This window comes from Pseudomonas sp. MF08817, from assembly GCF_059862705.1.
The window spans coordinates 66,919-90,866 of record NZ_JCBCUY010000012.1; the positions used below are offsets into that span (position 1 = coordinate 66,919).

Sequence of the window (23,948 nt, forward strand, 5' to 3'; positions counted from 1 at the left end):
AAATGAAAAACCCGCTGAACCGGAAACGGTCAGCGGGTTTTTTGTGGGCGGGCCCAAAGGCTCACGGCCGGATTTCAATCATCGTGCCGTCCTTGACCAGGCCCCACACTTCGCGCATGTCAACGTTACGCATGGCAATGCAGCCGTCGGTCCAGTCCAGGGTGTGGAAGTAGTCCTCCGGGTATTCCTCGGAGTCCGGGGTGCCGTGGATCATTATCATTCCGCCTGGCGGTACGCCTTCGCGGCGGGCGCGGGCGGCGTCGGTGATGTTGGGGTAGGAAATGTGCATGGCCAGGTTGAAGCGGTCGCTGGTTTTGCGCCAATCCAGCCAATAGAAGCCCTCGGGGGTGCGTTTGTCGCCTTCCATCAGCTTGGGGCCCTTGGGTTTCTTGCCCAGGGAGATGCGGTAGGTCTTGAGCGGTTTGCCATCGTTTATCAGTTGCAGTTGATGGGCCGATTTGAGCACCAGCACTTTTTCGATGATTTTGCCGTCCAGGGTTCCCATCGGGGAGGCCTGGGATACAGCCATGACAGAGAGGCAGAGCAGTGCAAGCAACCAGCGCATTGAAACGATTTCCCAAGGTACGGTGTTGTTGTTTTAAGTGATCGCAGGCTGGGCCAGCGGCGGTATGGATTCGCTGCGCACCGGGTAGAGGCCCGCGCGGCGGTCAGCGAAAAAGCATTCTAGGGTACGCCCCACGGTGCGGAAAGCCAGCTCTGACCAAGGGATGTCGGCCTCCTCGAACAGCCGCACTTCTAGGCTCTCGATGCCCGCGGCGAAATCCGGGTCGGCCAGCTCGGCGCGAAAGAACACATGCACCTGGCTGATATGAGGCACATCGATCAAGGTGTAGAGGCTCAGGTTGCGCACGCGGGCGCAGGCTTCCTCGGCGGTTTCGCGTTCGGCGGCCTGCTGTACGGTCTCGCCGTTTTCCATGAACCCGGCCGGCAACGTCCAGTAACCCAGGCGCGGTTCGATGGCGCGGCGGCACAACAGCACTTGCGTGCCCCAGGTGGGCAGGCACCCGGCGACGATGTTGGGGTTCTGGTAGTGAATGGTCTGGCAGTGATCGCAGACAAAACGCAGGCGTGAGTCGCCATCGGGAATGCGCTGGGTAACCGGGTGACCGCACTGGCTGCAAAAATTCATACGGGGGCTTCCGAAAAGGCTGCGGCTATCTTGGCGTGGCGGGTCGCTTGCCTGCAAGTTGTCGTTAAGCGACATGCCGGGTTTTTTGGGGTTGGGCGAGTGATTCCTTTGGTGCATGATGCCCAGTAGCCAACAGATCGAGATGACTCATGCTGGACGAGCTACTTCACCGTGTAAGCAACCACACCCCGCGCACCCTGGAAACCGACCGGCGTTTTCCCGAAGCCGCGGTGCTGGTGCCCATCACTCGCAGCGACGAGCCGGAGCTGGTGCTGACCCTGCGCGCCAGCGGTCTCTCGACCCATGGTGGCGAAGTGGCCTTTCCTGGCGGGCGCCGCGACCCCGAAGACCCGGACCTAGTGTTCACCGCCCTGCGCGAGGCCGAAGAGGAAATCGGCCTGCCGCCGGGCCTGGTGGAAGTGATCGGGCCCCTCAGCCCACTGATTTCCTTGCATGGCATCCGTGTCACGCCTTTTGTCGGGGTGGTTCCCGACTTCGTCGAATACCGCGCCAACGACGCGGAGATCGCGGCCGTGTTCAGCGTGCCTCTGGAGTTTTTCCGCCAGGACCCGCGTGAGCACACCCACCGCATCGACTACCAGGGCCGCAGTTGGTATGTGCCCAGCTACCGCTTTGGCGAGTACAAGATCTGGGGCCTGACCGCGATCATGATCGTCGAGTTGGTTAATTTGCTCTATGACGCGAAGATCAGCCTGCACCACCCCCCCAAGAGCTTTATCAATATTTGAAGCCATCGCTCGTATGGCGCCGTGAGCCGTGAGGATTACCTGATGAAATACCGCTTGGGCGATGCCCGTGTTCAAACCCACCCCCAGAGCTGGGTTGCGCCTAACGCCACGCTGGTGGGCAAGGTCAAGCTGGAGGAGGGCGCCAACGTCTGGTTCAACGCAGTGCTGCGTGGGGACAACGAGCTGATCCTGATCGGCAAGGACAGCAATGTGCAGGATGGCACGGTGATGCACACCGACATGGGCTTCCCGCTGACGATCGGCACCGGCGTCACTATCGGCCACAACGCCATGCTCCACGGCTGCACGGTGGGCGACTACAGCCTGATCGGCATCAACGCGGTGATCCTCAACGGTGCCAAGATCGGCAAGCACTGCATCATCGGCGCCAACTCGCTGATCGGTGAAGGCAAGGAAATCCCCGATGGTTCGCTGGTCATGGGCTCGCCAGGCAAAGTGGTGCGCGAGTTGACCGAAGCGCAAAAGAACATGCTCCAGGCCAGCGCCGCGCACTATGTGCATAACGCCCAGCGCTACGCCCGCGACCTGGCCGAGCAGGAGCCATGACCGCCAGCGAACGCCCGGTAGCCTCGCCCTGTGTCAGTATCTGCGCCCTGGACGAGCAGGATATTTGCACCGGTTGCCAGCGCAATGTCGACGAAATCACCCGATGGAGCCGCATGGACAACGCCGAGCGCCGTCGGGTGCTGGGCGTGTGCCATGAGCGGGCGAAGGCGAATGGGCGGCTGTGGATGATTCCGGGGCGCTCGGGTGCCTGAGCCGGCGCAGCAGCGGGCTTGCCCGCGATAACGATATCCAAGACGACATCATTTTAATTGTGCAGTACCCTGTGCGCCTTGTTCACAGGTCCCTCGCCCCATGCTCTTCCTGATTGCCTATATCAGCAGTGTCGTGCTGATTAACTACGCCTTTTCCACCGCGCCGCACCTGGACATCATCTGGTCTGCCTGGGGTGGCCTGGTGTTTGTGCTGCGCGACATGGTGCAGACCCGCTTCGGCCACGGCGCAATCATCGCCATGCTGGCGGCGCTGGTGCTCTCGTACCTGACGTCCGACCCTTCCATTGCCCTGGCCAGCGCCACGGCGTTCGCGGTCTCCGAATGCATCGACTGGCTGGTGTTCAGCATCACCAAACGCCCGCTGCACGACCGCTTGTGGATCAGCTCGGCCCTGAGCATTCCACTCGATACCTTTATCTTCTTCGGCCTGATCGGCGCGCTCACCCCCGGTGTGGTGCTCACCGCCCTGGGTTCCAAGTTCGCCGGCGTGACGGTGGTGTGGCTGGCCATGGCTTGGCGTTTACGCCGCAACCCGGTCGCCAACTGAGGCCAAGTGTCGCGGTTCATGTAAAATGCCGCGCTTTCTCCCCACGGGAAGCGCGCCCGGCGTGCGTCCCTCGATGATCTGCTCCTTTGAGGACCTGAAATGACCCGTATCGGAACTCCATTGTCGCCAACCGCGACCCGCGTTTTGCTGTGTGGTTGCGGCGAATTGGGCAAGGAAGTGGTCATCGAGCTGCAACGCCTGGGCGTTGAAGTGATCGCCGTGGACCGCTACGCCAACGCGCCGGCGATGCAGGTGGCCCATCGCAGCCACGTTATCAACATGCTCGATGGCGCCGCGTTGCGGGCAGTGATCGAGGCCGAAAAGCCGCACTTCATCGTGCCCGAGATCGAAGCCATTGCCACCGCGACCCTGGTGGAGCTGGAGGCCGAAGGCTTCACCGTGATCCCTACCGCGCGCGCCACCTCCCTGACCATGAACCGCGAAGGCATCCGGCGCCTGGCCGCCGAAGAGCTGGACCTGCCGACCTCGCCTTACCACTTTGCCGACACCGTCGAAGACTACCGCAAGGCCGTGCAGGACCTGGGTTTCCCCTGTGTGGTCAAACCGGTCATGAGTTCTTCGGGCAAGGGCCAGAGCCTGTTGCGCAGCGCCGATGACGTGCAAAAAGCCTGGGACTACGCCCAAGAAGGCGGCCGTGCGGGCAAGGGCCGGGTGATTATCGAAGGCTTTATCGACTTCGACTACGAAATCACCTTGCTGACTGTGCGCCACGTGGGCGGCACCATGTTCTGCGCGCCGGTAGGCCACCGCCAGGAGAAGGGCGATTACCAGGAATCCTGGCAGCCGCAAGCCATGAGCCCGATTGCCCTGGCCGAGTCCGAGCGGGTCGCCAAGGCGGTCACCGAAGCCCTGGGCGGGCGTGGCCTGTTTGGCGTGGAATTGTTCATCAAGGGCGATCAGGTGTGGTTCAGCGAGGTCTCGCCGCGCCCCCACGACACCGGCCTGGTGACTCTGATTTCCCAGGACTTGTCGCAGTTTGCCCTGCATGCACGGGCGATCCTGGGCCTACCGATCCCGCTGATCCGTCAGTTCGGGCCTTCGGCGTCGGCAGTGATTCTGGTCGAAGGGCAATCGACCCAGACCGCGTTCGCCAATCTGGGCCAGGCCCTGAGCGAGCCGGACACGGCGTTGCGCCTGTTCGGCAAACCTGAAGTCAACGGCCAGCGCCGCATGGGCGTGGCCCTGGCGCGGGACGAGTCCATCGAAGCGGCCCGCGCCAAAGCTACACGCGCTGCCCAAGCAGTGGTTGTAGAGCTTTAATCGGGGCGCTTTTATCGCGGGCAAGTGCGTTCCCACAGTGAACCGCACTGTGGGGCGGGCTTGCCCGCGATGCGCTGGTGTCAAACCACCCGATTCAAATCGTTATGCCGCGTTTCCTTCAGGCACAGCACCGCCACCAGGCTGAGCACCGCTGCCGCCGAGACGTACCCGCCGACCCAACTCAAACCGCCCATGGCCACCAGTTTCTGAGCGAAGAACGGTGCCGCCGAAGCGCCGACAATACCGCCCAAGTTATAGGCCGCCGACGCGCCGGTGTAGCGCACGTGGGTAGGAAATAGCTCTGGCAGCAGGGCGCCCATGGGGGCGAAGGTCACGCCCATCAGGAACAGCTCGATGCACAGGAACAGTGCTACGCCCCAGGTCGAGCCTTGGGTCAACAGCGGCTCCATGAGAAACCCCGACAATATCGCCAGCACGCCGCCGACAATCAGCACCGGTTTGCGCCCATAACGGTCGCTGGCCCAGGCGGAAAGCGGCGTGGCGGCGGCCATGAACAACACGGCAAAGCACAACAGGCCGAGGAAGGTTTCCCGGCTGTAGCCCAGGGTGGAAACCCCGTAGCTCAGGGAGAACACCGTTGAGATGTAGAACAGCGCATAGCACACCACCATCGCGGCGGCGCCCAGCAGGGTCGGGGCCCAGTATTGGCTGAACAGCTCAACCAGCGGCATCTTTACCCGCTCCTGGCGGGCGACGGCGTTGGCGAACACCGGGGTTTCGTGCAGTTTCAGGCGCACATACAGGCCGACCATCACCAGCGCGGCACTGAGCAGGAATGGAATGCGCCAGCCCCAGGAGCGGAACTGTTCGTCGTCCAGGGTCATGGCCAGCGTCAGAAACAGGCCGTTGGCTGCGAGGAAACCGATCGAAGGCCCCAGTTGCGGGAACATGCCGAACCAGGCGCGCTTGCCTTTGGGCGCATTTTCCGTGGCCAGCAATGCGGCGCCGCCCCATTCCCCGCCCAGCCCCAGGCCCTGGCCGAAACGCAGCACGCACAGCAGGATCGGCGCCCAGGCGCCAATGGTGGCGTAGCCGGGCAAGACGCCAATCAGGGTGGTGCACACCCCCATCAGCAGTAACGACGCCACCAGGGTGGATTTACGCCCGATACGGTCGCCAAAATGGCCGAACAGCGCCGAACCCAGAGGGCGGGCGAGGAAAGCGATACCGAAGGTCAGGAACGCCGACAGCATCTGTGCGGTGCCGGAGGTCTGGGGAAAGAACACTGGGCCGATCACTAGCGCGGCGGCGGTGGCGTAGACGTAGAAGTCATAGAACTCGATGGCGGTGCCAATGAAACTGGCGGTGGCCACGCGGGTGGCCGAGTTGGTCGGCGCAACAGGTGCGGCGTCACTCATGGTCGTGCTGGGGGTCATGCGGATATCCCTGACAGTCTTAGGCTCCGTTGGAGCGAATTATTATGGTCGAACACCCAGGGATCAGGGCTGCGCAGGCTTGGCTCGGGATGGGAGCGCGCACCGTCAAGACGCGGTGGAGCGGGGCCGGGGACCGGCAGGTGCGGATAGCACGCGGTACGGCGGGGCTTGGGTAAGCGGGGTCGATTATAGGAAGGGGCCTAACGATCCAGCAAGGGCCGGGCGCGGGGCTTTACGCCGCTACAGCGCTTTTGTCGGCCAGATCAGCACGCGGCTGACGCGGTTGTCCTCGGTTTCGAGGATTTCCAAGCGATAGCGGCCGATTTTCAGGCACACCGCGCTCTCGGGAATGGTCTCCAATGCTTCGGTGACCAGGCCGTTGAGGGTTTTCGGGCCATCGCAAGGCAGATGCCAGCCCAGGCTCTTGTTCAGCTCGCGGATCGAGGCTGCGCCGTCGATCACCAGGCGCCCATCCGGCTGGGGCTGGATATGCGGGTTATCGAGGTTTTGTTCGTTTTCAAATTCGCCGACGATTTCTTCGAGGATGTCTTCCAGGGTGACAATGCCCAGCACTTCGCCGTATTCGTCCACCACCATGCCTAGGCGCCGCTGTTGCTTGTGAAAATTGAGCAACTGCAATTGTAGGGGCGTGCTTTCGGGCACGAAGTATGGCTCGTGACAGGCTGCCAGCAAGGCGTCCTTGGTCAGGCTGGCGTCGGCCAGCAGATGGCGGATCTGGCGGGTGTTGAGCACCGCCTCGACCTGGTTGATATCGCTGTGGAACACCGGCAGGCGCGTGCGCTTGGAGGCCTTGAGTTGCTCGATGATCGCTTCGATCGGGTCGTCGAGGTTGATGCCGTCTACGTCGCTGCGCGGCACCAGGATGTCATTGACGGTGATGTTGTCCAGCGCGTGGATGCCCGACAGCAGGTGCGGGCGGTTGGCCGGATGATCGGCGTCAGCGTGTTCATCGTGGGGCGGTGGTGCATCGTCGCTCTGCTTGACTGCGCCGGGGCGTCGGACAAACGGGCGCGCCAGCAGGTGCGCCGCACCGTTGAGTAGCCAGGCCAGCGGGTAGAGCAGCTTCAACGGCGCGCCCAGTAAGGTATTGCCGAAGCCGAGAATGGCCTCTGGGTAACGGGCGGCGAGGGTGCGGGGCAGGTATTCGGCTACTACCAGCAGCAGGCTGGTAACGATCAGGCAGGCGAGCCAGGGGCCGTTTTCCTGCCATAGGTGCAGGGCCAGCAGTGTGGTGATGATGGCTGCCAGCACTCGGCTCAGGGTGTTGCACAGGATCAGGCTTTCGCGGGGGAAACTCAGGCGCGCCAGCGGTTTATCGCCGCCGCGCGAAGCCTGGCGTCGGGCCAGTAGCTGTTGTTGGGCGACTTCGATGGCGGTGAACAACCCCGACCACAGCACCAACAGGAGCAGTACGGCAAGCAGCGGGCCCTGGGCCAGGTTATCCATGATCGCGGCTCGTCAGATATGCAGGATGTATTCGCGAACCAGCTTGCTGCCGAAGTAGGCCAACATCAGCAGGCAGAAGCCAGCGAGGGTCCAGCGGATCGCCTTGTGCCCACGCCATCCCAGGCGTGTGCGGCCCCACAGCAACACGCTGAACACGATCCAGGCCAGGCACGCCAGCAAGGTTTTGTGCACCAGGTGCTGGGCGAACAGGTTCTCGACGAACAGCCAACCGGAAATCAGCGAAGCCGACAGGAGGGCCCAACCGGCCCAGAGGAAGCCGAACAGCAGGCTTTCCATGGTTTGCAGCGGCGGGAAGTTCTTGATGAGGCCGGACGGGTGCTTGTGCTTGAGCTGATGGTCTTGCAACAGCAACAGCAAGGCCTGGAACACGGCGATGGTGAACATGCCGTAGGCCAGGATCGACAGTAGGATGTGCGCCAGGATGCCCGGCGCCTCATTGATGATCTGCACCGTACCGGCCGGGGCGAACTGCGCCAGCAGCACCGTGGCCATCCCCAGGGGGAACAGCAACAGCAGCAGGTTCTCCACCGGGATGCGCGAACAGGCCAGCAGCGTCAGGGCGATCACGGCGGCGGCGATCAGGCTGGCGGCGCTGAAAAAGTCCAGGCCCAGGCCGACAGGCGTCAACAGGTGGGTGAAGAGGCTGGCACTGTGAGCCAGGATGGCAAGGATGCCAAGCCCGATCAGCAGGCGCTTGTTCGCCTTGGCACCGGTTGCCAGGCGCGAGCCTTGATAGAGAGTCGCAGCGGCGTATAAACAGGCGGCGGCGAGTGTGGTGAGCAAACTGGGTGACAAGGGGAGCATAAATCCTGTTAGGCAAGCCCGAAAGCCGATGAGTTTGGCATAGAACCCCTAGGCACGAAAGACCATGCAAGCAGACAGCGAGGTGGGCGCCAGGCCAAGTCTTCGCTATAATCCGCGCCCTGCCCACGCCGCAGGCTCGCCTAGCGTACGTTTTTCACGGGCTGGGCCGCCATTACCCCCGGTCTACATAGGGCCTGAAAGGATCGCGCATGTTTGAAAACTTAACCGACCGTCTCTCGCAGACGCTGCGCCATGTCACCGGCAAGGCCAAGCTGACCGAGGACAATATCAAAGACACCCTGCGCGAAGTGCGCATGGCGTTGCTCGAAGCCGACGTCGCCCTGCCGGTGGTCAAGGACTTCGTCAATTCGGTCAAGGAACGCGCAGTCGGCACCGAGGTGTCGCGTAGCCTGACGCCGGGCCAGGCCTTCGTGAAGATCGTCCAGGCCGAACTCGAAAGCCTCATGGGCGCGGCCAACGAAGACCTGAACCTGAGCGCCGTGCCACCTGCCGTGGTGTTGATGGCCGGCCTGCAGGGTGCGGGCAAGACCACCACCGCGGGCAAACTGGCGCGCTTCCTCAAAGAGCGCAAGAAGAAGTCGGTGATGGTGGTGTCCGCCGACATCTACCGCCCGGCGGCGATCAAGCAACTGGAAATGCTGGCTGGCGAAGTGGGTGTGACCTTCTTCCCCTCCGACCTGAGCCAGAAGCCGGTCGAGATTGCGCAAGCAGCTATTAAAGAAGCAAAACTGAAATTCATCGACGTGGTTATCGTCGATACCGCCGGCCGCCTGCACATCGACGAAGAGATGATGGGCGAGATCAAGGCCTTGCACGCGGCGATCAACCCGGTTGAAACCCTGTTCGTGGTCGATGCCATGACCGGCCAGGACGCCGCCAACACGGCGAAGGCCTTTGGCGATGCGCTGCCGTTGACCGGCGTAATCCTGACCAAGGTCGACGGCGATGCTCGTGGCGGCGCCGCGCTGTCGGTGCGCGCCATTACCGGCAAGCCGATCAAGTTCATCGGTATGGGCGAGAAGAGCGAAGCGCTCGAACCGTTCCACCCCGAACGGATCGCCTCGCGCATCCTGGGCATGGGCGACGTGCTCAGCCTTATCGAGCAGGCCGAACAGACCCTCGACAAGGACAAGGCCGATAAGCTGGCCAAGAAACTGAAGAAGGGCAAAGGCTTCGATCTCGAAGACTTCCGCGACCAATTGCAGCAGATGAAGAACATGGGCGGCCTCGGCGGCCTGATGGACAAGTTGCCGAACATCGGCGGCGTCAACCTGGCGCAAATGGGCAACGCCCAGGGTGCGGCAGAAAAGCAGTTCAAGCAGATGGAAGCCATCATCAACTCCATGACCCCGGCCGAGCGCCGCGACCCTGAACTTATCAGTGGCTCGCGCAAGCGTCGGATCGCCATGGGCTCCGGCACCCAGGTGCAGGACATCGGGCGCTTGATTAAGCAGCACAAGCAGATGCAGAAGATGATGAAAAAGTTCTCGGCCAAAGGCGGCATGGCCAAAATGATGCGCGGCATGGGCGGTATGTTGCCCGGCGGCGGTATGCCGAAAATGTAAAGAATCCGCGTCGGCAGCCATGCCGGCGTTTCCCGCGGGGACGCGGGATCTCCAGCAAACCCGTCATTGGCGGGCGCTGACTTGCCGTTTTGAACGACGGCTCTATAGCAGATCTGAATGGCGCGCTGAGCAGGTGCCGGAAAAAGACATTTGCAAAAGTCCGGATATTCCTTAGAATATGCGGCCTTTCGGGCACCTATGCCCGCTGTGCATTTAGATTTGCAGCACCGACTACAGGAACGATCTTCACATGCTAACAATCCGTCTTGCCCTTGGCGGCTCCAAAAAGCGCCCGTTTTACCACTTGACCGTAACCGACAGCCGCAACCCGCGCGACGGTTCGCACAAGGAACAGGTTGGTTTCTTCAACCCTGTTGCTCGTGGTCAAGAAGTTCGTCTGTCCGTGAACCAAGAGCGCGTAGCCTACTGGCTGAGCGTTGGTGCACAACCTTCTGAGCGTGTTGCTCAGTTGCTCAAGGACGCTGCTAAGGCTGCGGCCTGAGCAATATGAACGCGACGCCAGATGCAGCTGATGATTTGATCGTTATCGGCAAGATTTATTCTGTTCACGGCGTTCGCGGCGAAGTGAAGGTCTACTCCTTTACTGATCCGATTAAAAACCTGTTGGAATACAAAACCTGGACGCTCAAGCGCGAAGGCAGCGTCAAACAGGTCGAGCTGGTCAGCGGACGCGGGAACGACAAGTTCCTGGTCGCAAAGCTCAAGGGTCTCGATGATCGTGAAGAAGCGCGTCTTCTGGCCGGTTATGAGATCTGCGTGCCGCGCAACCTGTTCCCTGAATTGACCGACGGCGAGTACTACTGGTACCAGCTGGAAGGTCTGAAGGTCATCGATACTCACGGGCAACTGCTGGGAAAAATCGATCATCTTCTGGAAACCGGCGCCAATGATGTAATGGTGGTCAAGCCTTGCGCTGGCAGCCTGGATGATCGCGAACGCCTGTTGCCCTATACCGAGCAATGCGTGTTGGCCGTCGACCTGGCAGCGGGTGAGATGAAGGTGGATTGGGACGCGGATTTCTAGTCGTGGCGAGCCTGCGCGTAGAAGTTATTAGTCTGTTTCCCGAGATGTTTTCCGCCATCAGCGAGTACGGCATAACCAGCCGCGCGGTGAAACAGGGGCTGTTGCAGCTTACCTGTTGGAATCCGCGAGACTACACCACAGATCGACATCACACTGTGGACGATCGCCCATTTGGCGGTGGCCCGGGCATGGTGATGAAGATCAAACCCCTGGAAGACGCCCTGGTCCAGGCCAAGGCCGCAGCCGGGGAGGCGGCGAAGGTAATTTACCTGTCACCCCAAGGCCGCCAGCTGAAACAGTCGGCGGTACGCGAACTGGCGAATGAGGAAGCACTAATCCTGATTGCCGGCCGCTATGAAGGCATTGACGAGCGCTTTATTGAGGCTCATGTCGATGAAGAGTGGTCGATTGGGGACTATGTCCTGTCTGGCGGTGAGCTGCCGGCGATGGTCCTGATAGATGCGGTTACACGACTGCTGCCCGGAGCTTTAGGGCATGCGGACTCCGCGGAGGAAGACTCCTTCACGGATGGTTTGCTGGATTGCCCGCACTACACCCGACCGGAGGTGTATGCGGATCAGCGTGTTCCCGACGTATTGCTAAGTGGCAATCACGCACACATCCGGCGTTGGCGTTTACAGCAGTCCCTTGGTCGGACCTATGAACGACGCGTCGATCTTCTGGAAAGCCGCTCGCTTTCTGGAGAAGAGAAGAAGCTGCTCGAGGAATACATCCGCGAGCGGGACGATAGTTAACAACGTATCGATGGTAAGTCCGACGACTTGCCTTAGGAGCACAGCATGACTAACAAAATCATCCTTGCACTCGAAGCAGAGCAGATGACCAAAGAGATCCCAACCTTTGCCCCGGGCGACACCATTGTCGTTCAGGTGAAAGTGAAGGAAGGCGACCGTTCGCGTCTGCAAGCGTTCGAGGGCGTTGTAATCGCCAAGCGTAACCGTGGTGTGAACAGTGCTTTCACTGTTCGTAAAATCTCCAACGGTGTTGGCGTGGAACGTACTTTCCAAACCTACAGCCCGCAAATCGACAGCATGGCTGTCAAGCGTCGCGGTGATGTTCGTAAAGCCAAGCTGTACTACCTGCGCGACCTGTCGGGCAAAGCAGCTCGCATCAAGGAAAAACTGGCTTAAGTCCAGCTTCCCGATGCAGAAAAAAGCAGCCTACGGGCTGCTTTTTTGTTGCCCGTCATAAAACCGATCCAGGCCCTTGCCCATGACCACCCGCCTCGAAGAAATCCAGCGTCGCACCGACCTGAGTGTCACCCACGTCACCAAAGCCGTGTTCCCGCCCACCACCAACCACCACAACACCCTGTTCGGCGGCACCGCCTTGGCATGGATGGATGAGGTGTCGTTCATTACCGCCACCCGTTTTTGCCGTTTGCCCCTGGTGACAGTGTCTACGGACCGCATCGACTTCAATCACGCCATCCCCGCTGGCTCCATCGTTGAGTTGATCGGGCGCGTGATTAAAGTGGGCAACACCAGCCTCAAGGTAGAAGTTGAAGTTTTCGTCGAAAGCATGAGTTGCGACGGCCGCGAGAAGGCTATCCACGGTTTGTTCAGCTTTGTCGCCATCGACGAAGCCAAGCGCCCGGTTCCCGTCTTGCCCGGGTTCGCTGACTGAGGGGCCTCTGCTTTGTGAATAGGGCGGGCTGTGAAAGACTAGCGGCCAATTACTATCGGTCGTCTTTTTTGTAGCCGGCCCCCCGTTGTGATTCCCGAGTGCCCATGCCTGCCATTGACCACCCCCTGATAGATCAGTTTCTGGATGCCCTGTGGTTGGAAAAGGGTCTGTCCGACAATACCCGCCAGGCCTATCGCAGCGATCTGGCACTGTTCAATGGCTGGATGCAGGAGCAGGGCCTTGAATTGCCGGGCGCGGGGCGCGAGTTGATCCTCGATCATTTGGCCTGGCGCTTGGAGCAGGGCTACAAACCACGCTCCACGGCCCGATTTCTGTCGGGGGTGCGTGGCTTTTATCGCTACCTGCTGCGGGAAAAATTGATCGCCATTGACCCGACGTTGCAGGTGGATATGCCGCAACTGGGTCGTCCTTTGCCCAAGTCCCTGTCAGAAGCTGACGTGGAGGCCCTGTTGGCTGCGCCAGACCTGAGCCAGGCCATCGGCCAGCGCGACCGCGCCATGCTGGAGGTGCTTTATGCCTGCGGTTTGCGGGTGACTGAACTGATTAGCCTGACTCTGGAGCAGGTCAACCTGCGCCAGGGCGTGCTGCGGGTGATGGGCAAGGGCAGTAAGGAGCGCCTGGTGCCCATGGGCGAAGAGGCGATCGTCTGGGTTGAGCGCTACATGCGTGGTGCGCGCTCGGAGCTGTTGGGCGAGCGCCCCAGCGATGTGCTGTTCCCCAGCCTGCGCGGCGAGCAGATGACCCGCCAGACCTTCTGGCACCGCATCAAGCATCAGGCGCAGGTGGCCGGCATCAGCAAGACGCTGTCGCCCCACACCCTGCGCCACGCCTTCGCCACCCATTTGCTCAACCACGGCGCCGACCTGCGGGTGGTGCAGATGCTGCTGGGCCACAGTGACCTGTCCACTACCCAGATTTACACCCACGTGGCGCGGGCACGGTTGCAGGAGATGCACGCCCAGCATCATCCGCGGGGCTGAGCCTGGCAGGCCTTATGTGGTAGGCTTTGCCGGTTTGCACAGTGGGCGTCAAAAACCGCTGTTCGCGTGCGGTGTTTTGCTCGCTTCACTAGTCCGCCTTCAGGAGTTCCCATGCGCTTGACCCACATTTTCGCCGCCGCAGCCTTTGCGTTGGCCAGTACCTTTGCCGTGGCCGATAACAGCGCCGAGCAAGCTATTCGCAAGAGCCTTGAAAACCTGCAACTCGACGTGCCGGTCGAGACCATCACCGCCAGCCCATTGGCCGGCCTGTACGAAGTCAAGCTCAAAGGCAGCCGTGTGCTCTATGCCAGCGCCGACGGCCAATTCGTGATGCAGGGCTACCTGTTCCAGTTGAAGGACGGCAAACCGGTCAACTTGACCGAAAAAACCGAACGCCTGGGCATTTCCAAACTGGTCAATGGCATTCCCGTGGCCGACACCGTGGTCTACCCGGCGATCGGCGAAACCAAATCCCACATCACCGTATTCACGGACACCACGTGCCCGTACTGCCACAAGCTGCACGCCGAAGTGCCCGAGCTGAACAAGCGCGGCATCGAAGTGCGCTACGTCGCGTTCCCGCGCCAGGGCCTCGGTTCGCCGGGCGATGAACAACTGCAAGCGGTGTGGTGTGCCAAGGACAAGAAAGTTGCCATGGACCAGATGGTCGACGGCAAGGAAATCAAGTCAGCCAAGTGCGCCAATCCGGTTTCCAAGCAGTTCGCCCTGGGCCAGTCCATTGGCGTCAATGGCACACCGGCCATCGTTTTGGCCGATGGCCAAGTGATTCCGGGCTATCAGCCAGCACCACAAATCGCCAAACTGGCCTTGGGTGCGAAATAATTTTGCGTCGCCGAGTCTTGGCGATCATGGCCCGGCGAAAACGTTCGCCGTTCCATTAACAGAGGGCCGCGCGTGTGCGGCTGTTTTCCACGGCCGACCTTGAGTCGGCCGTTTTATGGGGAGTTCAGCGTGAATCCGGTCAAAGTAGGCATCTGTGGGTTAGGTACCGTCGGTGGCGGTACCTTCAACGTACTTCAGCGTAACGCCGAGGAGATTGCCCGCCGTGCCGGGCGTGGAATCGAAGTGGCTCAAATTGCCATGCGTACGCCAAACCCTCAATGCGAGATTACCGGTACCCCCATTACCAATGATGTCTTCGCCGTCGCCACCAACCCTGAAATCGATATCGTCATCGAATTGATTGGCGGCTACACCATCGCCCGCGAACTGGTGTTGAAAGCCATCGAAAACGGCAAGCACGTGGTCACCGCCAACAAAGCGCTGATTGCCGTGCACGGCAACGAGATTTTCGCCAAGGCCCAGGAAAAGGGCGTGATCGTGGCCTTCGAAGCAGCCGTGGCCGGCGGTATCCCGGTTATCAAGGCGATCCGCGAAGGTCTGTCGGCCAACCGCATCAACTGGGTGGCGGGGATCATCAACGGCACAGGCAACTTCATCCTCACCGAAATGCGCGAGAAGGGTCGTACCTTCGAGGACGTGCTGGTCGAAGCCCAGGCCCTTGGCTATGCCGAAGCCGACCCGACGTTCGATGTGGAAGGCATCGATGCCGCCCACAAGCTGACCATCCTGGCATCCATCGCATTCGGTGTGCCGCTGCAGTTCGACAAGGCCTACACCGAAGGCATCACCAAACTGACCACCGCTGACGTGAACTACGCCGAAGCCCTGGGCTACCGCATCAAGCACCTTGGTGTCGCCCGCAGTACGCCTGCGGGCATCGAACTGCGCGTGCACCCGACGCTGATCCCGGCCGATCGCCTGATCGCCAACGTCAACGGCGTGATGAACGCGGTCATGGTCAATGGCGATGCCTGCGGCTCGACCCTGTTCTACGGCGCCGGCGCCGGCATGGAACCGACGGCTTCCTCGGTCATCGCCGACCTGGTGGATGTGGTCCGCGCCATGACCAGCGACCCGGAAAACCGCGTGCCGCACCTGGCGTTCCAGCCTGACCTGCTGTCGGCCCACCCGATCCTGCCGATCGAGGAATGCGAAAGTGCCTACTACCTGCGCATCCAGGCCAAGGATCACCCAGGCGTACTGGCCCAGGTGGCCAGCATCCTGTCGGAGCGCGGCATCAATATCGAATCGATCATGCAGAAGGAAGTCGAGGAACACGACGGCCTGGTGCCGATGATCCTGCTGACGCACCGTGTGCTGGAACAGCACATCAACGACGCCATCCGGGCACTGGAAGCGCTCCAGGGCGTGGTCGGGCCGGTCGTACGTATCCGCGTCGAACACTTGAACTAACTCAGCGGCAAGTTTCGAGCTGCAAGCTGCAGGTTAAAGCACAGTCGCTTTCAACTTGTCGCTTATGGCTTGTAGCTTGAAGCCCAAACCAAAGGTTTGCCTTTATGCGCTATATCAGCACCCGCGGCCAGGCACCGGCCCTCAATTTCGAAGATGTCCTGTTGGCCGGTCTGGCCAGCGATGGCGGTCTTTACGTACCCGAAAACCTGCCGCGCTTCACCCAGGAAGAAATAGCCTCCTGGGCGGGCCTGCCTTACCACGAGCTGGCGTTCCGGGTCATGCGCCCGTTCGTTACCGGTAGCATTGCCGACGCCGACTTCAAAAAGATCCTGGAAGAAACCTACGGCGTGTTTTCCCACAGCGCCGTGGCGCCGTTGCGCCAGCTCAACGGCAACGAATGGGTATTGGAGCTGTTCCACGGCCCCACCCTGGCGTTCAAGGACTTTGCCCTGCAACTGCTCGGCCGTTTGCTTGACCACGTGCTGCAAAAGCGCGGCGAGCGAGTGGTCATCATCGGCGCCACCTCCGGCGATACCGGCTCGGCGGCCATCGAAGGCTGCAAGCATTGCGAAAATGTCGACATTTTCATCCTGCACCCGCACAACCGCGTCTCGGAAGTGCAGCGCCGGCAGATGACCACGCTCTTTGGCGAGAACATCCACAACATCGCCATCGAAGGCAACTTTGACGACTGCCAGGAAATGGTCAAGGCCAGTTTCGCCGACCAGGGCTTCCTCAAGGGCACGCGCCTGGTGGCGGTCAATTCCATCAACTGGGCGCGGATCATGGCCCAGATCGTCTATTACTTCCACGCGGCGCTGCAGTTGGGCGGCCCGGCGCGCTCGGTGGCGTTCTCGGTGCCGACCGGCAACTTCGGCGATATCTTCGCCGGCTATCTGGCCCGCAACATGGGCCTGCCGATCAACCAATTGATCGTGGCCACCAACCGCAACGACATCCTGCACCGCTTCATGAGCGGCAATCAGTACGTCAAGGAAACCCTGCACGCCACCCTGTCGCCGTCGATGGACATCATGGTGTCGTCGAACTTTGAGCGTTTGTTGTTCGACATGCACGGGCGCAATGGCGCGGCGCTGGCCGGCCTGATGGACAGCTTCAAGCAGGGCGGCGGTTTCAGCGTCGAACAGGACCGCTGGACCGAAACCCGCAAGCTGTTCGACTCTCTGGCAGTGGACGATGAGCAGACCTGCGAAACCATCGCCGATGTCTTCGAGCAAACCGGCGAGTTGCTCGACCCGCACACTGCCATCGGTGTTCGGGCGGCCCGTGAGTGCCGACGCAGTCTGGATGTCCCGATGGTGATCTTGGGCACCGCCCACCCGGTGAAATTCCCTGAGGCTGTCGAGAAAGCTGGAGTAGGAAAAGCCCTTGAGCTGCCTGCTCACCTTTCTGATTTGTTTGAGCGAGAAGAGAGGTGCACGGTTCTGGCCAACGACCTGAAAACCGTACAGGCCTTTGTCAGTCAGCATGGCAACCGCGGCAAGCCACTTTGACCGACTAGAACTGTCACATTTTTAAGCCCGTCACCTGACGGGCTTTCGCATTTGTGCGTGCCACACTTGTCGCAGTTTCGCCCCCCAAAGGACGGGCGAATGACAGTGAAGGAAAGTGCAAATGAGGTTCTTAGAGTGGTTTAAGCCAGCCTTGAGCTGGCTGTTTTTATTGGGGGTCCTGGGGCTCACGGCAACGGCCCAGGGGGCGTCGCTGTTCGGTCGCGACATGCAGGCGGTGGGCAACGTTCTGGGCCTGGACGACGCCGAGTTGCAATGGATCCGCGAACACCCGCAAGTGGTGGTGGCTTCATTGCCGTATCCGCTGTACCTGTTCAAGGATGAAAGCGGTGAATGGGCGGGGCTGAACAACGACATTCTTGGCCGCATTTCATTGCTGACCGGCCTGCGTTTTGTCCATCAGGAAGTTTCCTCAACGGTGCAGATGCTTGAGTTGCTGGAAAATGGCACGGCAGACATGAGCACCACCCTGGCGATCAACGAGGAGCGCCGGGCATTCCTCAACTTCAGCCACGCCTACGGTGGTTCGAGCTGGGTGTTCGTGGTGCGCGCCGGCGAGTCGCAGCCGAAGGCCCTGGAACACCTCGCCGGCAAGCGGTTGGCGCTGCCTGCCCGGCATGCACTGGAGCGCAAGATCCAGCTCCATTACCCGGCCATCAAGTTGCACACCGTCATGACCCAGGCAGAGGCCAGGGCGTTGGTCGAGAACGGTGAGGTCGACGCCACCATCGAAAACGAAACAGGTGCCTATCTCTATCCGGCCGGGGCGCTCAAGGTCGGTCATAGCGTCGACGGCATCTGGGAGCCCGATCACCTGGCGATGCACAAAAAACACCCACAACTGTTGAGCATCATCAACAAGGCACTCGATGCGTTCACGGCCGCCGAGTTGCGCGCCATGCGCCAGAAATGGGTGGGCGGTATCGCGCAGACCCCACCATCACTGTGGCAGCGCCTGTACTCGTGGTTGTGCCTGGGCGGGATCGTTACCGGGGCTTTTTTCCTGATCTCGATGGCATGGCGCCGCCGGTTCAACGAGCAGGTGCAGTTGCGCCTCAAGGCCGAGCAACAACTCAGCGACCAGTTGGCTTTCCAGAGTGCGCTGCTCAATGCCATCCCCACGCCGATTTTCGTCCGCGACCAGCAGGCACGCCTGGTGCTGTGCAACAAGAGCTATGAAGAACGCTTTTCAGTGCGCCAGGACCAGGTCAAGGGCCGGTTGCTGACGGATATCGACCTGCTGCCCCGGGAAACCGCCGAGCAGTTGCACAGGGAGCTGATCGAACAGTTGGCCAGCCAGAAGTCCCGCTTCATCAATCGGCAGTTGACCTTCAGGGAAGGAACCCTGGATGTCTACCAGTGGACGGTGCCGTTCTATAGCGCCCAGGGGGAGTTGCGCGGCTTGATGGGCGGCTGGATCGAGTCCGGGGATGTGCAACGTTGAAGCCATGGGCTGTTTTCTTTGTGTCATGTTCACGGAGCATGCTGGCCTTTCCAAGGCTGGCAGGCACGTCGAACTTTTTCGCCGGGCCGCAGGTCATCTAGAAACAGCCTGCCTTCAGGCATTTCATGTCCGGACTATTGAGTGGTGACGAGATGGAAAGTATCAGCCTGTTACTGTCCGAGGCCTTGAGCCCTTACCGGGTGGCATTGACACCCTGCGGCGCCGAGGGCCATTGCTTGGTAACCCTGAGAAATGCCGCCGGTGGCATCGTGCTTGAACGGGAGGTCAATCAGTTGCAACTGCATGACCGGCGCTTGCTGACCGATGTGGTCGACGGTTTGCACCGGGACCTGATGATTGCCGAAGGCCGCTTGGAGCCCTGCCTGATCGCCGCCATGCGTAGTGCTGCGGCGGATCTGGCCCGTGCTAGAGGAAATTGATTGGTTTTTTGTGGGAACCTTCCACAGCTTTAGTCAGTCAGAGTTTTTAACAGCAGGATCAAACATTGTGCTCCGGTGTTTGCCGCTTGCTGTACTGGTCTCGATAGACCACGTTTAACCCCGAGTCGTCTCCCCACTTCTCGGGGTTTCTTTTTGCCCGGCGTTTCTCAGGGCTGCGGCGGGGCCGCGAAAAAGCCCCGGATCTCTTCGCGATAGGCGCCGCGCATGGAGGTGTCTAGCCACGCGGCGTAGCTTTCGCTCAGTTGTTGCAAGTCCAGGGTGTGCAGGGTTTGGTTGATGCGGGCGATGACCTGACGACCTTCCTCGGTGTCCGAGCAGCCGATATGCAGCGATTGATAGTGCGGAGTCTGGCGGATTGGATAGAAGCTCAACTCGGCCGGGTCGATGCCTTGCTGCTGCGCCTGGTAGCGGATCTCTGCCCAATACCCCAACAACGCGCTCAAGCGCCCCAGGCGCTGCATTTGCAGCAGGCTGCCCAAAGCATCATTGCCGTAGTGCGCCGTCAGGGCCTGGGCGGGGGCCTGCTTGAGCCATTGGTCGACGTTCTGCCCATAGCTGCGCTCGGCCACCACGCCGAGTTTTTTGCCATCGCTGGCGAGCAACGCGGCGAGGTCGATTTCGCCGTCCTGGATAAAGGGCGCCAGGGCTTCACGGTCTTGCCGACGCACCGCCAAACCGTTGCTCATGATCCGCAGGCTGGGGCTGGAATAGGCGATCCAACGCGTCCGTTCCTGGCTCCAGAGCAAAGACGGGTCGCAGGTGAAAGTGGGTTCCTGGAGCATCTGCAAGCCGCGGGCGCGGTTGACCCGCAGGATGCTGTGTTCGTATTCCGGCAGGCTGGCGATCAGCGCGGGCATCAGTTGGTCGATCACACCACGGCCCTTTTGCGGGCCTTCGAAAATGGTCAGCGGCGGTAAGTCGCGTAACAGCCATACCAGCACTTGCTTGGCCTGCGCCGCTTGGGGCATGGCGCACAGCCCCATCAGCAGGCCGAACGCCAGCAGCGCCCGGCAGCGCCGCAGCAGCAGGTTCAGGCGCGCCGCCGCCGGTCGAAAACGGCTGGCCAGTTTAAATGGCTCCTGCTTCATGCAGGCGGCGGATCTGCTCGGCGTCGAAACCCAACTCACCCAGTATCTGGCTGTTGTGTTCGCCCAGTTGCGGCCCCACCCATTGCGCGCTGCCGGGCGTGTCGGAAAGTTTGGGCACGATGCCCGGCATCTTGAAGTTCTTGCCGTCGGGCAGCTTGGCCTGCAGGAACATTTCCCGGGCCAGGAACTGCGGGTCGCTGAACATATCCTCGGCGCTGAAGATCCGGCTGGCGGGTACTTCGGCTTGGTTCAGGCGCTCGATCACCGTCTCCAGCGGCAAGGCACTGACCCAGCGATCAATCACCCCATACAGCTCGTCGCGGCGGCTGTCGCGCCCATCATTGCTGGCCAGCGCCGGGTCATTGGCCAAATCGTCGCGGCCAACGGTGTGCATGAAGCGCTTGAAGATCGCATCGCCATTGGCGCCGATCTGCACATGCTTGCCGTCGGCGCTGGTGTGGATGGAGGAGGGCGTGATGCCCGGCATGATGTTGCCGGTGCGTTCGCGGATAAAACCGAACACATCGAACTCCGGCACCATGCTTTCCATCATGGCGAAGATCGCTTCATACAGCGCCACGTCCACCACTTGGCCCTGGCCACCGTTCATCTCGCGATGTCGCAGCGCCATCAGTGCGCCGATCACGCCCCACAGGGCAGCAATCGAATCACCGATGGAAATCCCCGTGCGCACCGGCGGGCGGTCCTCGAACCCGGTGATGTAGCGCAGCCCGCCCATGGATTCACCGACCGCGCCGAAACCGGGCTGGTCCTTCATCGGCCCGGTCTGGCCGAAGCCGGACAGGCGCACCATCACCAGTTTCGGGTTCAGGGCGTGGAGCACGTCCCAGCCCAGGCCAAGTTTTTCCAATACGCCAGGGCGGAAGTTCTCGATCAGGATGTCCGCTTCGCCCAGCAATTGCTTGAGGATGGCCAGGCCTTCGGGGTGCTTGAGGTTTAGGGTCAGGGACTTCTTGTTGCGCGCCTGCACGAACCACCACAGCGACGTGCCTTCATACAGCTTGCGCCATTTGCGCAGCGGGTCGCCGCCGTCCGGGGATTCCACCTTGATGACATCGGCGCCGAATTCGCCGCAGATGCGCGAGGCAAACGGCCCGGCGATCAAAGTGCCGAGTTCGACGACTTTGACCCCGGACAGAGGTTTGGCAGTAAGCGGCATGAAAGATCCTGTAGGACAAACGACTAAGCGAAGTCAGCCTTTTAACATAGCCGGGCATTCCGGCTAAAGTGCGATGCGTCACGGATTCGTTGAATGACTCACGCATCGGTTAGACTTGCCGCCTTTCCCCGTATCAAGAAGCCCGTTCATGGCCCAGCCGTCCACGACCTACAAGTTTGAACTGAACCTCACCGACCTCGACCGCGGGGTGTACGAAAGCGTCAAGCAAACCATCGCCCGCCACCCCTCGGAAACCGAAACGCGGATGACCGTGCGCCTGCTGGCCTACGCCTTCTGGTACAACGAGCAATTGTCGTTTGGCCGTGGCCTTTCGGAAGTGGACGAGCCGGCCTTGTGGGAAAAAAGCCTGGATGATCGCGTGCTGCACTGGATCGAAGTCGGCCAACCCGACGCCGAGCGCCTGACCTGGTGCTCGCGGCGCACCGAACGCACCAGCCTGCTGGCCTACGGCAGCCTGCGCGTATGGGAAGGCAAGGTCATCCCCGCGGTGAAAAACCTGAAGAACGTCAACGTCGCCGCCGTGCCCGAAGACGTCCTCGAAACCCTGGCCAAGGACATGCCCCGCGTCATCAAGTGGGACGTGATGATTAGCGAAGGGACGATTTTCGTCACCGACGACCGCGGCCAGCACGAAGTCCAGTTGCAGTGGCTGATGGGCGAACGCGGCTGATCGCTCGCCCCTTCGCCAACCGCCGCTCCCTGCCTGATAACGAGAAGCCTGCACCGCCCTATGCGTATCGAACCCCGCCCGTTGCCCGCCACCCTGCCGTTTCTTGGCGACCTGCCGCCGCTATTGACCCGCTTGTACGCCGCCCGTGGCGTGCAATCCCAGGCTGAGCTGGACAAGAGCCTGGCGCGGTTGATCCCGTTCCAACAGCTCAAGGGCATCGAGGCGGCGGTGGATTTGCTGGTGACCGCGCTGGACGAGCGCCAACGCATCCTCATCGTCGGCGACTTCGACGCCGACGGCGCCACCGCCAGCACCGTGGGCCTGCTGGGCCTGCGCTTGCTGGGGGCGGCCCATGTCGATTACCTGGTGCCCAACCGTTTTGAGTACGGCTACGGCCTGACCCCGGAAATCGTCGAAGTGGCGCTGACCCGTGAGCCGCACCTGTTGATAACCGTGGACAACGGCATTTCCAGCGTCGAAGGCGTGGCGGCGGCCAAGGCGGCGGGCTTGAAGGTGCTGGTCACCGACCACCACTTGCCCGGCCAGGAGTTGCCCGCGGCGGACGCCATCGTCAACCCCAACCAACCCGGTTGCGCGTTCCCCAGCAAGGCCCTGGCCGGCGTCGGGGTGATTTTCTACGTGCTGATGGCCCTGCGCGCACGCCTGCGCAGCCTCGGCCGCTACGCCAACCAGGCGCAGCCCAACATCGGCGACCTGCTGGACCTGGTGGCCCTGGGCAGCGTCGCCGATGTGGTGCCGCTGGATGCCAACAACCGCATCCTGGTGCATCAGGGCCTGGAGCGGATCCGCGCCGGGCGCGCCCGCCCGGGCATCAAGGCGATCCTCGACGTGGCCAAGCGCGAGGCATCGCGCATCACCTCCACCGACCTGGGCTTCATCCTCGGCCCGCGCCTGAACGCGGCGGGGCGCCTGGACGACATGAGCCTGGGCATCGAATGCCTGCTCACCGCCGACCCGGAGTTGGCGCGGGACATGGCGGTGCAACTCGATGACCTGAACAAGGATCGCAAATCCATCGAACAAGGCATGCAGCGCGAGGCCCTGGCCCAGCTCAAGGACTTGCCGGTGGAATCGATGCCGTTCGGCCTGTGCCTGTTCGACCCGGACTGGCACCAGGGCGTGATCGGCATCCTCGCCTCGCGTATGAAGGACCGCTACCACCGGCCCACCATCGCCTTCGCCGACGCGGGGGACGGCATGCTCAAAGGCTCCGGGCGTTCGGTGCAGGGCTTTCACATCCGCGATGCCCTGAGTGTCGTCGCCGCCCAGCACCCGGACCTCATGGGCAAATACGGCGGCCACGCCATGGCGGCGGGCCTGAGCCTGCCCCAGGAAAACTTCCCGTTGTTCGCCGAGGCCTTCGACGCCGAAGTGCGCCGCCAACTGCGCGAAGAAGACCTGACCGGGCGCCTGCTCACCGATGGCGCCCTGGCGATGACCGAGTTCAACCTGGAACTGGCCCGCGCCCTGCGCGACGCCGGGCCCTGGGGCCAGCACTTTCCCGAGCCGTTGTTCCACGGGGTGTTCCAGTTGCTGGAAAAACGCATCGTCGGCGAGCGCCACCTCAAAGTGGTGCTCAAAAGCGAATGTGGCTCGGTGAAAATCGACGGCATCGCTTTCGGCATCGACCCCCAGGCCTGGGCCAACGCCCGGGTGGATTGGGTGGAACTGGCCTACAAGCTCGACCTCAACGAGTTTCGCGGCAAGGAAAGTGTGCAACTGATGATCGCCCACATCGAGCCGCGTTGATTCGCACCGAT

26 protein-coding genes are annotated in these 23,948 nt (G+C 61.5%); 19 read left to right on the forward strand and 7 right to left on the reverse strand.

Annotation, left to right across the window (positions count from 1 at the left end):
• Positions 1-61: 61 nt before the first annotated feature.
• Together AC19YR_RS09535 and AC19YR_RS09540 are read right to left on the reverse strand one after the other, a co-directional pair.
• The gene (locus AC19YR_RS09535; RefSeq protein WP_095106261.1) at positions 62-565 is read right to left on the reverse strand and encodes a L,D-transpeptidase family protein; all 504 of its coding nucleotides are present in this window, start codon (positions 563-565) and stop codon (positions 62-64) included.
• 33 nt (positions 566-598) lie between these two features.
• On the reverse strand, positions 599-1,150 hold the full coding sequence (locus AC19YR_RS09540; protein WP_500598175.1) for an NUDIX hydrolase: 552 nt from the start codon (positions 1,148-1,150) through the stop codon (positions 599-601).
• Between the two features lie 149 nt (positions 1,151-1,299).
• Between AC19YR_RS09540 and AC19YR_RS09545 the strand changes: the two genes are divergently transcribed.
• The 5 genes from AC19YR_RS09545 (at position 1,300) to purT (ending at position 4,527) form a co-directional block, all read left to right on the forward strand.
• A complete protein-coding gene (locus tag AC19YR_RS09545; protein WP_095106263.1) occupies positions 1,300-1,899 on the forward strand; it encodes a CoA pyrophosphatase in 600 nt (199 codons plus the stop codon).
• A 42-nt stretch (positions 1,900-1,941) separates the two neighbouring features.
• On the forward strand, positions 1,942-2,466 hold the full coding sequence (locus tag AC19YR_RS09550; RefSeq protein WP_500598177.1) for a gamma carbonic anhydrase family protein: 525 nt from the start codon (positions 1,942-1,944) through the stop codon (positions 2,464-2,466).
• The gene (locus tag AC19YR_RS09555; RefSeq protein ID WP_095106267.1) at positions 2,463-2,678 is read left to right on the forward strand and encodes a DUF1289 domain-containing protein; all 216 of its coding nucleotides are present in this window, start codon (positions 2,463-2,465) and stop codon (positions 2,676-2,678) included. Before AC19YR_RS09550 ends, AC19YR_RS09555 begins: the two co-directional genes overlap by 4 nt.
• Before the next feature lie 100 nt (positions 2,679-2,778).
• Positions 2,779-3,246, forward strand: a complete 468-nt coding sequence (locus tag AC19YR_RS09560) for a VUT family protein (RefSeq protein ID WP_095106269.1) — start codon at positions 2,779-2,781, stop codon at positions 3,244-3,246.
• 99 nt (positions 3,247-3,345) lie between these two features.
• Positions 3,346-4,527: a formate-dependent phosphoribosylglycinamide formyltransferase gene (gene purT / locus AC19YR_RS09565; RefSeq protein WP_095106271.1), complete on the forward strand. Its 1,182-nt coding sequence runs from the start codon at positions 3,346-3,348 to the stop codon at positions 4,525-4,527.
• A gap of 80 nt (positions 4,528-4,607) precedes the next feature.
• Here purT and AC19YR_RS09570 read toward each other — a convergent pair whose 3' ends face one another.
• From AC19YR_RS09570 to AC19YR_RS09580, 3 genes are all read right to left on the reverse strand, one after another.
• Entirely contained in the window at positions 4,608-5,924 is a 1,317-nt protein-coding gene (locus AC19YR_RS09570; protein ID WP_500598178.1) for an MFS transporter, read from the reverse strand.
• 240 nt (positions 5,925-6,164) lie between these two features.
• The gene (locus AC19YR_RS09575; protein WP_500598180.1) at positions 6,165-7,391 is read right to left on the reverse strand and encodes an HlyC/CorC family transporter; all 1,227 of its coding nucleotides are present in this window, start codon (positions 7,389-7,391) and stop codon (positions 6,165-6,167) included.
• Between the two features lie 12 nt (positions 7,392-7,403).
• Complete coding sequence (locus AC19YR_RS09580) at positions 7,404-8,216, reverse strand: cytochrome C assembly family protein (protein ID WP_095106277.1); 813 nt, start codon at positions 8,214-8,216, stop codon at positions 7,404-7,406.
• A 209-nt stretch (positions 8,217-8,425) separates the two neighbouring features.
• Here AC19YR_RS09580 and ffh point away from each other — a divergent pair, with 209 nt between their 5' ends.
• The 12 genes from ffh (at position 8,426) to AC19YR_RS09640 (ending at position 19,187) form a co-directional block, all read left to right on the forward strand.
• Positions 8,426-9,802: a signal recognition particle protein gene (gene ffh, locus AC19YR_RS09585; protein WP_095106278.1), complete on the forward strand. Its 1,377-nt coding sequence runs from the start codon at positions 8,426-8,428 to the stop codon at positions 9,800-9,802.
• A gap of 250 nt (positions 9,803-10,052) precedes the next feature.
• Complete coding sequence (gene rpsP / locus AC19YR_RS09590; protein ID WP_007944872.1) at positions 10,053-10,304, forward strand: 30S ribosomal protein S16; 252 nt, start codon at positions 10,053-10,055, stop codon at positions 10,302-10,304.
• 5 nt (positions 10,305-10,309) lie between these two features.
• Positions 10,310-10,846 (forward strand): ribosome maturation factor RimM, encoded by a 537-nt coding sequence (gene rimM / locus AC19YR_RS09595; protein ID WP_095106280.1) that lies wholly within the window; start codon positions 10,310-10,312, stop codon positions 10,844-10,846.
• Between the two features lie 2 nt (positions 10,847-10,848).
• Positions 10,849-11,601, forward strand: coding sequence for a tRNA (guanosine(37)-N1)-methyltransferase TrmD (trmD, locus tag AC19YR_RS09600; RefSeq protein ID WP_500598182.1), 753 nt, complete (start codon positions 10,849-10,851; stop codon positions 11,599-11,601).
• Positions 11,602-11,646: 45 nt separating this feature from the next.
• Entirely contained in the window at positions 11,647-11,997 is a 351-nt protein-coding gene (gene rplS / locus AC19YR_RS09605) for a 50S ribosomal protein L19 (protein ID WP_003175895.1), read from the forward strand.
• Positions 11,998-12,079: 82 nt separating this feature from the next.
• Positions 12,080-12,493 carry an acyl-CoA thioesterase gene (locus AC19YR_RS09610; RefSeq protein WP_095106282.1) on the forward strand — a complete coding sequence of 138 codons (414 nt, stop codon included), beginning with the start codon at positions 12,080-12,082 and terminating at the stop codon, positions 12,491-12,493.
• Positions 12,494-12,597: 104 nt separating this feature from the next.
• On the forward strand, positions 12,598-13,494 hold the full coding sequence (xerD, locus tag AC19YR_RS09615; protein WP_095106283.1) for a site-specific tyrosine recombinase XerD: 897 nt from the start codon (positions 12,598-12,600) through the stop codon (positions 13,492-13,494).
• A gap of 111 nt (positions 13,495-13,605) precedes the next feature.
• Positions 13,606-14,337: a DsbC family protein gene (locus AC19YR_RS09620; RefSeq protein ID WP_500598184.1), complete on the forward strand. Its 732-nt coding sequence runs from the start codon at positions 13,606-13,608 to the stop codon at positions 14,335-14,337.
• Positions 14,338-14,466: 129 nt separating this feature from the next.
• Positions 14,467-15,771, forward strand: coding sequence for a homoserine dehydrogenase (locus AC19YR_RS09625; protein WP_095106287.1), 1,305 nt, complete (start codon positions 14,467-14,469; stop codon positions 15,769-15,771).
• Positions 15,772-15,875: 104 nt separating this feature from the next.
• Positions 15,876-17,285, forward strand: coding sequence for a threonine synthase (thrC, locus tag AC19YR_RS09630; RefSeq protein WP_095106289.1), 1,410 nt, complete (start codon positions 15,876-15,878; stop codon positions 17,283-17,285).
• Positions 17,286-17,406: 121 nt separating this feature from the next.
• Positions 17,407-18,747, forward strand: a complete 1,341-nt coding sequence (locus AC19YR_RS09635) for a transporter substrate-binding domain-containing protein (protein ID WP_500598187.1) — start codon at positions 17,407-17,409, stop codon at positions 18,745-18,747.
• A 152-nt stretch (positions 18,748-18,899) separates the two neighbouring features.
• Positions 18,900-19,187, forward strand: a complete 288-nt coding sequence (locus tag AC19YR_RS09640) for a DUF3509 domain-containing protein (RefSeq protein ID WP_095106293.1) — start codon at positions 18,900-18,902, stop codon at positions 19,185-19,187.
• A 167-nt stretch (positions 19,188-19,354) separates the two neighbouring features.
• Here the strand turns inward: AC19YR_RS09640 and AC19YR_RS09645 are convergent, their stop codons facing one another.
• The gene (locus AC19YR_RS09645) at positions 19,355-20,296 is read right to left on the reverse strand and encodes a TIGR02285 family protein (RefSeq protein ID WP_500598189.1); all 942 of its coding nucleotides are present in this window, start codon (positions 20,294-20,296) and stop codon (positions 19,355-19,357) included.
• Positions 20,277-21,476, reverse strand: a complete 1,200-nt coding sequence (locus tag AC19YR_RS09650) for a CaiB/BaiF CoA transferase family protein (protein WP_095106297.1) — start codon at positions 21,474-21,476, stop codon at positions 20,277-20,279. Before AC19YR_RS09650 ends, AC19YR_RS09645 begins: the two co-directional genes overlap by 20 nt.
• A gap of 148 nt (positions 21,477-21,624) precedes the next feature.
• Between AC19YR_RS09650 and AC19YR_RS09655 the strand changes: the two genes are divergently transcribed.
• A complete protein-coding gene (locus AC19YR_RS09655; RefSeq protein WP_095106298.1) occupies positions 21,625-22,167 on the forward strand; it encodes a YaeQ family protein in 543 nt (180 codons plus the stop codon).
• Between the two features lie 60 nt (positions 22,168-22,227).
• Positions 22,228-23,937: a single-stranded-DNA-specific exonuclease RecJ gene (recJ, locus tag AC19YR_RS09660; protein ID WP_095106300.1), complete on the forward strand. Its 1,710-nt coding sequence runs from the start codon at positions 22,228-22,230 to the stop codon at positions 23,935-23,937.
• Positions 23,938-23,948: the final 11 nt, after the last annotated feature.

Bases quoted from the DNA above. Each gene is read 5' to 3' on its own strand.
- AC19YR_RS09535 (WP_095106261.1), bottom strand. From the start codon at position 565: ATGCGCTGGTTGCTTGCACTGCTCTGCCTCTCTGTCATGGCTGTATCC.
- AC19YR_RS09540 (WP_500598175.1), bottom strand. From the start codon at position 1,150: ATGAATTTTTGCAGCCAGTGCGGTCACCCGGTTACCCAGCGCATTCCC.
- AC19YR_RS09545 (WP_095106263.1), top strand. From the start codon at position 1,300: ATGCTGGACGAGCTACTTCACCGTGTAAGCAACCACACCCCGCGCACC.
- AC19YR_RS09550 (WP_500598177.1), top strand. From the start codon at position 1,942: ATGAAATACCGCTTGGGCGATGCCCGTGTTCAAACCCACCCCCAGAGC.
- AC19YR_RS09555 (WP_095106267.1), top strand. From the start codon at position 2,463: ATGACCGCCAGCGAACGCCCGGTAGCCTCGCCCTGTGTCAGTATCTGC.
- AC19YR_RS09560 (WP_095106269.1), top strand. From the start codon at position 2,779: ATGCTCTTCCTGATTGCCTATATCAGCAGTGTCGTGCTGATTAACTAC.
- purT (WP_095106271.1), top strand. From the start codon at position 3,346: ATGACCCGTATCGGAACTCCATTGTCGCCAACCGCGACCCGCGTTTTG.
- AC19YR_RS09570 (WP_500598178.1), bottom strand. From the start codon at position 5,924: ATGACCCCCAGCACGACCATGAGTGACGCCGCACCTGTTGCGCCGACC.
- AC19YR_RS09575 (WP_500598180.1), bottom strand. From the start codon at position 7,391: ATGGATAACCTGGCCCAGGGCCCGCTGCTTGCCGTACTGCTCCTGTTG.
- AC19YR_RS09580 (WP_095106277.1), bottom strand. From the start codon at position 8,216: ATGCTCCCCTTGTCACCCAGTTTGCTCACCACACTCGCCGCCGCCTGT.
- ffh (WP_095106278.1), top strand. From the start codon at position 8,426: ATGTTTGAAAACTTAACCGACCGTCTCTCGCAGACGCTGCGCCATGTC.
- rpsP (WP_007944872.1), top strand. From the start codon at position 10,053: ATGCTAACAATCCGTCTTGCCCTTGGCGGCTCCAAAAAGCGCCCGTTT.
- rimM (WP_095106280.1), top strand. From the start codon at position 10,310: ATGAACGCGACGCCAGATGCAGCTGATGATTTGATCGTTATCGGCAAG.
- rplS (WP_003175895.1), top strand. From the start codon at position 11,647: ATGACTAACAAAATCATCCTTGCACTCGAAGCAGAGCAGATGACCAAA.
- AC19YR_RS09610 (WP_095106282.1), top strand. From the start codon at position 12,080: ATGACCACCCGCCTCGAAGAAATCCAGCGTCGCACCGACCTGAGTGTC.
- xerD (WP_095106283.1), top strand. From the start codon at position 12,598: ATGCCTGCCATTGACCACCCCCTGATAGATCAGTTTCTGGATGCCCTG.
- AC19YR_RS09620 (WP_500598184.1), top strand. From the start codon at position 13,606: ATGCGCTTGACCCACATTTTCGCCGCCGCAGCCTTTGCGTTGGCCAGT.
- thrC (WP_095106289.1), top strand. From the start codon at position 15,876: ATGCGCTATATCAGCACCCGCGGCCAGGCACCGGCCCTCAATTTCGAA.
- AC19YR_RS09635 (WP_500598187.1), top strand. From the start codon at position 17,407: ATGAGGTTCTTAGAGTGGTTTAAGCCAGCCTTGAGCTGGCTGTTTTTA.
- AC19YR_RS09640 (WP_095106293.1), top strand. From the start codon at position 18,900: ATGGAAAGTATCAGCCTGTTACTGTCCGAGGCCTTGAGCCCTTACCGG.
- AC19YR_RS09645 (WP_500598189.1), bottom strand. From the start codon at position 20,296: ATGAAGCAGGAGCCATTTAAACTGGCCAGCCGTTTTCGACCGGCGGCG.
- AC19YR_RS09650 (WP_095106297.1), bottom strand. From the start codon at position 21,476: ATGCCGCTTACTGCCAAACCTCTGTCCGGGGTCAAAGTCGTCGAACTC.
- AC19YR_RS09655 (WP_095106298.1), top strand. From the start codon at position 21,625: ATGGCCCAGCCGTCCACGACCTACAAGTTTGAACTGAACCTCACCGAC.
- recJ (WP_095106300.1), top strand. From the start codon at position 22,228: ATGCGTATCGAACCCCGCCCGTTGCCCGCCACCCTGCCGTTTCTTGGC.